Consider the following 7,586-nt stretch of genomic DNA (forward strand, 5'->3'; position numbering starts at 1 on the left):
AGGAGGGGCTGTCGTGATCAAGCTGGAAAAACGTCCCCAGCCGTCCAAAGCATGGACCTATCTGACGCCGCTCTTGGCGGTTGCCCTGACCATGGTTGTCGGCGGCGCATTGTTTGCGGGTCTGGGCAAAGACCCCGTTGTCGCGATCAAGACCATCTTCTGGGAACCACTGTTTTCAGAATTTGCGTTCTACTATCGCCCGCAGCTACTGGTGAAAGGCGCGCCGCTGGTGCTGATTGCCATCGGTCTGTCGCTGGGATTCCGTGCAGGCATCTGGAACATCGGCGCCGAAGGACAATACATCATGGGTGCCATCATCGGCGCGGGCGTCGGTCTGGCGTTTTACCCGATGGAGGCGTTTTACATCTTCCCCCTCATGGTCATTGCAGGCGCCTTTGGCGGCTGGATCTGGGCGATGATCCCCGCGTTTTTGAAGGTGCGCTTTGGCACCAACGAAATCCTTGTGTCGCTGATGCTGGTCTATGTGGCCGAACAACTGTTGGCCTCTGCCTCGCTTGGGTTGCTGCGCAACCCTGATGGCCACGGCTTCCCCGGCTCGCGGAACCTGCGTGATTACGCATCAGCGCACAATGGCGATCTGATTGCCAACACGGGTATGCACTGGGGTGTTGTGGCCGCGCTGATCGCGGTGATCTTTGCCTATGTGCTGCTGAACCGTCACATGCTGGGTTTCCACATCCGTCTGACGGGTGAGGCACCGCGCGCGGCGAAGTTCGCTGGCGTGAACCCCAGCCGTTTGATCCTGATCTGTCTGGGTGCATCGGGCGCGCTGGCCGGTGTTGCGGGCCTGTTTGAGGTGTCAGGTCCTGCCGGTCAGGTCAGCATTGATTTCAACGTTGGCTACGGCTTCACCGCGATTATCGTGGCCTTCCTTGGTCGTCTGCACCCTGTTGGCATTCTGCTGGCCGGTGCGCTGATGGCGCTGACCTATATTGGCGGTGAGATTGCCCAATCGAAACTGGGCCTGCCCGCCGCAGCGATCCAGCTGTTCCAGGGCATGCTGTTGTTCTTCCTACTGACGGTGGATGTTCTGACGAACTTCCGCATCCGACTGGCCAAGCGTGAGGTGGCGTGATGGATTTCTCTTCGATTAACCCCGTCCTGCTGCTGGCGTCCTTGATTGTGGCGGCAACCCCGCTCTTGCTGGCCGCGATTGGTGAATTGGTGGTGGAAAAGGCTGGCGTGCTGAACCTTGGCGTTGAGGGCATGATGATCACCGGCGCGATCTGCGGCTTTGCCATCGCGGTGAATACTGGATCGCCCGTTGTGGGCCTGCTGGCAGCGGCTGTCGGCGGTGCCGTCCTCAGCATGCTGTTTGCCCTGCTGACCCAATATGCGCTGGCGAACCAAGTGGCGTCCGGTCTGGCGCTGACGCTGTTTGGTCTGGGCCTGTCGTCGCTGATCGGTCAGGGCTATCAGGGTGTGAAACCGCCCAGTTTCCCGCGCTTTGACATTCCGGTTCTGTCGGACATCCCATTCATCGGGCCGGTGCTGTTTACGCAGGATTTCATCGTCTATCTGGCGTTTTTCCTGACGCTGGGCGTTTGGGCCGTGCTGAAATACAGCCGCGCTGGCCTGATCCTGCGGGCAGTCGGTGAAAGCCACGATGCCGCGCATGCGCTGGGATACAAGGTGGTGCGCATCCGTGTGCTGGCGATCCTGTTTGGCGGGGCCTGCGCCGGTATGGGCGGCGCCTACATCAGCCTGATCCGCGTGCCGCAATGGACCGAGGGCATGACCGCCGGTATCGGCTGGATTGCACTGGCGCTGGTGGTCTTTGCCAGCTGGAAACCATGGCGCGTTCTGCTGGGCGCCTGCCTGTTTGGTGGCATCAACGTCTTGCAGCTGAACCTGCAGGCCGCTGGCATCGCCATTCCGGTCGAGATCCTGGCCATGTCGCCCTATGTGATCACCATCGTGGTGCTGGTCATCATGTCCGCTGATCGCAGCAATGCCCCTGCCTCGCTGGGCAAAGTGTTCCATGCGGGCAGCTGACCATAGCGAAACCGGCAGCGCAGCCCAAAAGCGGCTGCGCCAACTCCTCGACGGTCGCGATGACCGTTGGGGGGCGATGCCGGTTTTGTTTTTGCATGGTCTGATCGTCGCTTCGGCGATGTCTTATGCAATGCTGACAGTGCCGGGCCTGCCGGACTGGAGCTATACCGCCCTGATGGCCTTTGAACGCTTTGTGGCGGTTGTCTTTGCCGTTGAATATGGCCTGCGCCTATATGCAGCGCGCCACCGGCTGTCCTACATTCTGTCCATCTGGGGGATCATTGACCTGCTGGCGTGGTTGCCGCTGGTCATTCTGGAACTCAGCGGTGCGGGTGCATTGCGTCTTTTGCGGTTGTTGCTGCTGGCGCGGATGCTGAAACTGCTGGGCCATTCCGCCGCGATGGACCGTCTGGCGCGCGCCATCCGGTCGGTGCGCCATGAATTGACGCTGTTCTTTGTTGTCGCCGCTCTGATGCTTTACGTTGCCTCTGTCGGGATCTATCTATTCGAACATGACGCGCAGCCGGATGTCTTTACCTCTGTGCCAGCGGCGCTTTGGTGGTCCGTTGTCACACTGACCACTGTGGGCTACGGCGACACCGTTCCTATCACCACAGGTGGGCGAATTTTTACTGGCGGCATCATCATGCTGAGTGTCGGTGTTTTTGCGGTCCCTGCAGGGGTTATTACTTCAGCACTGATCAGCCCAGACATCGAAGATATTGAAGAAACTCTGGAAAAAATCGAAACGAGCGAGCAAAAGACTCGTAACCAGAGACGTGCCGTTGCAAAAAGCAACAAACCTCATACAAACTAAGTCCTCAACAAGGAGAGTGGAAATGAAAAGAAGAACCCTGCTTGCAAGCGCAGCCATGACCGCAGGTCTGGCCCTGGGCATGGCAACCGCCGGCTTCGCTATGGACAAGACCAAAGTTGGCTTCGTCTACGTTGGCCCCGTTGGTGATGGCGGCTGGACCTACGAGCACAACAAAGGCCGTCTGGCGGTCGAAGAGCATTTTGGTGACGCAGTTGAAACCGTATTTGTTGAATCGGTTCCCGAAGGCCCGGATGCAGAGCGTGTGATGACCCAGATGGCGCTGGAAGGCGCGGACCTGATCTTCACCACCTCGTTTGGCTACATGGACCAGACCATCAACGTGGCGAAGAAATTCCCCAACGTGAAGTTTGAGCACGCCACCGGCTACAAGCAGGCTGACAACGTCTCCGTTTACTCGGCCCGTTTCTACGAAGGTCGCGCCATTCAGGGCCACATCGCTGGCAACATGACTGAATCGAACGTGATCGGTTACATCGCTTCCTTCCCGATCCCCGAGGTTATTCGCGGTATCAACTCCGCCTATATCCACGCCAAGAAGGTAAACCCCGATGTCGAGTTCAAGATCATCTGGGCCTACACCTGGTTTGATCCGGCCAAAGAAGCCGACGCCGCCAAGGCGCTGATCGAACAGGGCGCGGACGTTATCCTGCAGCACACCGACTCCACCGCGCCACTGGCAGCTGCCGCAGAGGCAGGCAACGTGATCGGCTTTGGTCAGGCATCCGACATGGCTGAATACAAAGACGGCCCGCGCGTTTCCTCGATCATCGACGACTGGGCCCCCTACTACATCGCCCGCACCCAAGCGGTGATCGACGGTTCGTGGGAATCGGTTTCGACCTGGGACGGCATCGGCGCCGGCATGGTTGGCATCGGTGACATCACCGACAAAGTGCCCGCATCCGTGGCCGCTGAGGCTATGGAACTGAAGGCGAAACTGGCATCGGGCGAATACCACGCCTTCACCGGCCCGCTGAACAAGCAAGACGGTTCCGTCTGGCTGAAAGAAGGCGAAACCGCCTCTGACTACGGTGACAACGGTCTAGCCGGCATGAACTTCTACGTTGAAGGCATCACCGCCGAAATCCCGAACTAAGCCTTTGGCTTGATCGCATCATTCGGAAAGCCCCGCTTTGGCGGGGCTTTTCTATTTGCGCCCTACCCCACTGGCACGCGCCGGCGGGCTGGGCATCGTATAAATCAAACGGTTGATTGGTAGACCCCCACACGCCCCTTATGATGCCCCCCACCTGCGCGGAGCATCAAAGGAAAAGGCGCAATGACAGATCACGCAACCGCAGATCACACGGACACCGCTCAAACCAGCGACCTGACGGGCAGTTGCCTGTGTGGTGCTGTCACGATCAACATATCTGAAACGCCAAAACGCATCGGCCTGTGCCATTGTCTGGACTGCCGCAAGCACCATGGCGCAGCGTTCTATGCGGCAGCAGTCTTTGAGCGCGAACAGGTGGATGTCGGCGGCACGACACACAGCTACCAAGGCCGCCACTTCTGCCCCACCTGCGGCAGCTCCGTCTATGCTATAAGCGGCGCAGAGATCGAAGTGCACCTCGGCGCATTGGATCGAGCAAACCAATGGCGTCCAAACTACGAACTATGGTGCAAAAACCGCGAAGATTGGCTGGGCGACATCGCCAAATGCGTCCGCTGGCAGGAAAACAGACCCGCGCAGCATTGATCCCAACCCCGCGCAAATCCATAGACCGATCTGGCTTACTTCAACGGGATGCTCACCCGCACCTGCAGCGTCTCAAGCCCTGGGTTAACCGCACGGATATCCGCGTTCGAACGGTGGTCATAGCTGACCCCAAGACGCACGCCGCTGCGGAAATTATAGCCGACCTCGACACCGGACCGGAATTCGATCGGGAACCCCAGATCCGGCCCGTCGCCCTGTATATAGATCCCCGGCATCGCATGCAGCTGAACATAGGCACGGCCATCGGCAAAATCCTTGGTCCACATCTGACCGAAGCCCAGCCAAGCATCACCAGTATCGGTAACCGACAGGCCAATGGCGTTTTGGAATGGGCCGAAACGGTGATCCATCTCATAACGCGCATAGATTTCTTCGCCGATGAACTCTTCCTGAAACTGCACACGGCCGGCAGCGATACTGAACCGCTCCTGCTCTGGCGCACGGGCCAGACAGCCCGTGTCACAGTAGTTGAGCCCCATATCCGTCAGTCCAACAATCGCAAACAGTAGCGCAAATGTTCCGTCCATCTGTCCCTCCGGGCAATGCCTCTCGCACGTCAATGCCACAGGTTGACCAGATGCAGGCAACATTTTCAAGAATAGACAGGCAATCACTCAGCGATAGTTGCCCCATGGGAACAACACTGGCGCCCATAGCTGTTCGCCCCTTTGTGCAGCCGCAACCAAGCCCCCCTGATTTCCCCCAGAAAGGACGCCAGATCAGAGCCTTAGGAAAAAAATTCGATTTTCGACAGATTTTTTGCAAATGCCTCTGGACACCCCCCCACCCCTCGCATAAAACGCCCCCACCCGAACGGAGACGTTCACCCAGGCCCGGGTAGCTCAGGGGTAGAGCAGTGGATTGAAAATCCTCGTGTCGGTGGTTCGATTCCGCCCCCGGGCACCATAGCATCCGCTAAGCAACTGTTAAGCCTCAGCTTTATCTAAGGATGGAGCTATCGTAGAACATGGCGGAGTACAAAACTGCACCTCACTCATTTGTAAAAAACGGTGTCTACTATTTCGTGCGGCGGGTCCCCAGAGATCTCCTTCACCACTACACATCACAGAAAATATCCTTCTCGCTTCGGACGAGGTCAGCATCTGTTGCAACCTCTCGTGCCCTGAGAGCGGCACAACGACTCGACGAGCATTGGTATTTTCTGAGGATCAACGACTGCGACCTGCCCGGAAAGCACATGCTTCGGCTCGCGCAAAACACCAATGCAATGCCCGCTTCGGCTCCAACTGCCAACACGGTGAAGCTCTCAGAAGCCGTAGGCATCTACTTGGGGCTAAAAGGCCAAGGACGTCCTGATACATTCCATCGAGCTGCAGAGCGCTCTTGTGGCTACGTACTCGACGCTTGTGGGGACAAGGATATCACCGCCTACACAAAGGCAGATGCGAACACCTTCCGCGACTCTCTTATTAAACGAGGTCTGGCAGGCAGCAGCATGACCCGGGTCTTTGGAACCGTACGTTCGGTCTTCAACTTTGCTTCCGCCGAGGTGGGCCTCGATATCCCCAACCCATTCAGCAAAGTGTACTACGATCGCAACTCAGGCGTTGAAGAACGTGAGCCGCTTACGCTCGAAGCCATTCGCATCTTGCAGAATGAGTGCCGCAAACTCGACGATGACCTCCGCTGGCTGGTCGCCTTGGTGTCCGATACTGGGATGCGTCTTGCTGAGGCCGCAGGACTATCTCTGGAAGACCTCATGCTGGACGCCCCAATACCTCATGTTGTCATCCAAGAGCATCCTTGGCGGCGCTTAAAGACTGCAGGCAGCACCAGGTCAGTCCCTCTCGTGGGCAACGCGCTATGGGCTGCTCAACGTATCCGCGACAACGTCAAAGATGGCGAGTACGCCTTTCCTCGATACAACAAGAATGGTCAGACTAATGCCAACTCAGCGAGTGCGGCACTAAACAAATGGATGAAGCCATACGTAAGCAACAAAGCCACGATGCACGGCTTTCGCCATTCAATGCGCGACCGTCTCAGGGCGGTTGAGTGCCCTGCTGACATTGTAGATCAGATTGGTGGGTGGCAAACCGAGGGAGTAGGACATGGCTACGGTCGAGGATATCCTTTGGAGGTGCTGGGCAAATGGATGCGAACTGCAGCGTAGCCAGTGGCCATGTTCTACGATAGCTCCATCCTTAGATAAAGCTGATGCTTAACAGTAGCTTAGCGGATGCTATGGTGCCCCGGGGGCTGCTGGGTATGACCCTTCTGTTCCCGTTACAGGCACCGCATCAGCTTAAAACCTCAGCTAAACAACGGTTATCGACCCCAGAGATAAACCGTCAAGAGGCACCTCTTGTTCTACGGTATGTTCTACGGTGTCTGTAAGCCCATGGGACGAGCTGTCGGGGTCGATAAGGACAGCTTGCGACCTTGACTGTATCGGACTGGATATTGCGTTCCAGTGCTCTCTCATAGGCGCGGAAAGCGAGTGGTGCCCCAAGGGGGAAACATGGAAACTGGTTATTTTGTCAGGTGGCTGAGATATGTGACCCCTGTGAGTTTTGAGGGTGATCATGGTGGGGAAGAAGGAAGCCAAAGCTATCAGTTACGGGTCCCCCTATGGGGAGCTATAGCTATTACCCATGGGTCATACTGTTGGGTGTATCACACCATCATGGTACCCCCTCAATCATAAGCCTCAAGCTGCAAGCAGAAGCTCTTCCTCAGCTTCTACAACAGCTTCATCTTGAGCCTCATCAACACCTTGCAGCTCTTCCTTGGTGATGAGTTCAACTGCACCCTCCTGACCTGTCCTCTTCTTGAAGACCTCCAGCATGACAGCTTTGGCTTGGGCTGCGGAGGAGGCTGGGACGATGATTGCATCGTGGATGGGGAGTGCAACGATGTTCATGCTCATAAGGGTCAGTAGCACCTCGATAAGGATTTCGCTTTCGAGAAACTGGCAACGATGGCCAATGCCGGTAAAGAAGTATGCAGCGATATCGGGATGTGAGGCCGGGCAGACACCGCCGATGT

At 57.2% G+C, this 7,586-nt stretch carries 7 protein-coding genes, 1 tRNA gene and 2 pseudogenes; 8 read left to right on the forward strand and 2 right to left on the reverse strand.

The window, feature by feature from the left end; translation table 11 throughout:
* Nucleotides 1-13: 13 nt before the first annotated feature.
* The 5 genes from TM5383_RS15015 (at nt 14) to TM5383_RS15035 (ending at nt 4,556) form a co-directional block, all read left to right on the forward strand.
* On the forward strand, nt 14-1,096 hold the full coding sequence (locus tag TM5383_RS15015) for an ABC transporter permease (RefSeq protein ID WP_058319847.1): 1,083 nt from the start codon (nt 14-16) through the stop codon (nt 1,094-1,096).
* A complete protein-coding gene (locus TM5383_RS15020; RefSeq protein ID WP_058319848.1) occupies nt 1,096-2,016 on the forward strand; it encodes an ABC transporter permease in 921 nt (306 codons plus the stop codon). Before TM5383_RS15015 ends, TM5383_RS15020 begins: the two co-directional genes overlap by 1 nt.
* Nucleotides 2,003-2,833 (forward strand): ion transporter, encoded by an 831-nt coding sequence (locus TM5383_RS15025; protein WP_058319849.1) that lies wholly within the window; start codon nt 2,003-2,005, stop codon nt 2,831-2,833. Before TM5383_RS15020 ends, TM5383_RS15025 begins: the two co-directional genes overlap by 14 nt.
* A 22-nt stretch (nt 2,834-2,855) precedes the next feature.
* Entirely contained in the window at nt 2,856-3,950 is a 1,095-nt protein-coding gene (locus tag TM5383_RS15030) for a BMP family ABC transporter substrate-binding protein (RefSeq protein WP_058319850.1), read from the forward strand.
* A 183-nt stretch (nt 3,951-4,133) separates the two neighbouring features.
* Nucleotides 4,134-4,556 (forward strand): GFA family protein, encoded by a 423-nt coding sequence (locus TM5383_RS15035; RefSeq protein ID WP_058319851.1) that lies wholly within the window; start codon nt 4,134-4,136, stop codon nt 4,554-4,556.
* 35 nt (nt 4,557-4,591) lie between these two features.
* On the opposite strand, the gene TM5383_RS15040 is transcribed toward TM5383_RS15035, so the two are convergent.
* Nucleotides 4,592-5,104 (reverse strand): acyloxyacyl hydrolase, encoded by a 513-nt coding sequence (locus TM5383_RS15040; RefSeq protein ID WP_058319852.1) that lies wholly within the window; start codon nt 5,102-5,104, stop codon nt 4,592-4,594.
* A 304-nt stretch (nt 5,105-5,408) separates the two neighbouring features.
* On the opposite strand from TM5383_RS15040, the gene TM5383_RS15045 reads away from it, so the two are divergent.
* From TM5383_RS15045 to TM5383_RS15050, 3 genes and pseudogenes are all read left to right on the forward strand, one after another.
* Nucleotides 5,409-5,483: transfer RNA gene (locus TM5383_RS15045), tRNA-Phe, on the forward strand.
* 61 nt (nt 5,484-5,544) lie between these two features.
* Nucleotides 5,545-5,733, forward strand: a pseudogene (locus tag TM5383_RS17125) (DUF6538 domain-containing protein); the annotation flags it as partial.
* A gap of 72 nt (nt 5,734-5,805) precedes the next feature.
* The gene (locus tag TM5383_RS15050) at nt 5,806-6,711 is read left to right on the forward strand and encodes a site-specific integrase (protein WP_231725170.1); all 906 of its coding nucleotides are present in this window, start codon (nt 5,806-5,808) and stop codon (nt 6,709-6,711) included.
* A 537-nt stretch (nt 6,712-7,248) separates the two neighbouring features.
* Here TM5383_RS15050 and TM5383_RS16915 read toward each other — a convergent pair.
* Nucleotides 7,249-7,586, reverse strand: a pseudogene (locus TM5383_RS16915) (hypothetical protein); the annotation flags it as partial.

The sequence above is a fragment of the Thalassovita mediterranea genome (genome assembly GCF_001458435.1).
Classification (GTDB): domain Bacteria; phylum Pseudomonadota; class Alphaproteobacteria; order Rhodobacterales; family Rhodobacteraceae; genus Thalassobius; species Thalassobius mediterraneus.

Coding starts and splice junctions, on each gene's coding strand:
- TM5383_RS15020 (WP_058319848.1), top strand. CDS start 1,096: ATGGATTTCTCTTCGATTAACCCCGTCCTGCTGCTGGCGTCCTTGATT.
- TM5383_RS15025 (WP_058319849.1), top strand. CDS start 2,003: ATGCGGGCAGCTGACCATAGCGAAACCGGCAGCGCAGCCCAAAAGCGG.
- TM5383_RS15030 (WP_058319850.1), top strand. CDS start 2,856: ATGAAAAGAAGAACCCTGCTTGCAAGCGCAGCCATGACCGCAGGTCTG.
- TM5383_RS15035 (WP_058319851.1), top strand. CDS start 4,134: ATGACAGATCACGCAACCGCAGATCACACGGACACCGCTCAAACCAGC.
- TM5383_RS15040 (WP_058319852.1), bottom strand. CDS start 5,104: ATGGACGGAACATTTGCGCTACTGTTTGCGATTGTTGGACTGACGGAT.
- TM5383_RS15050 (WP_231725170.1), top strand. CDS start 5,806: ATGCCCGCTTCGGCTCCAACTGCCAACACGGTGAAGCTCTCAGAAGCC.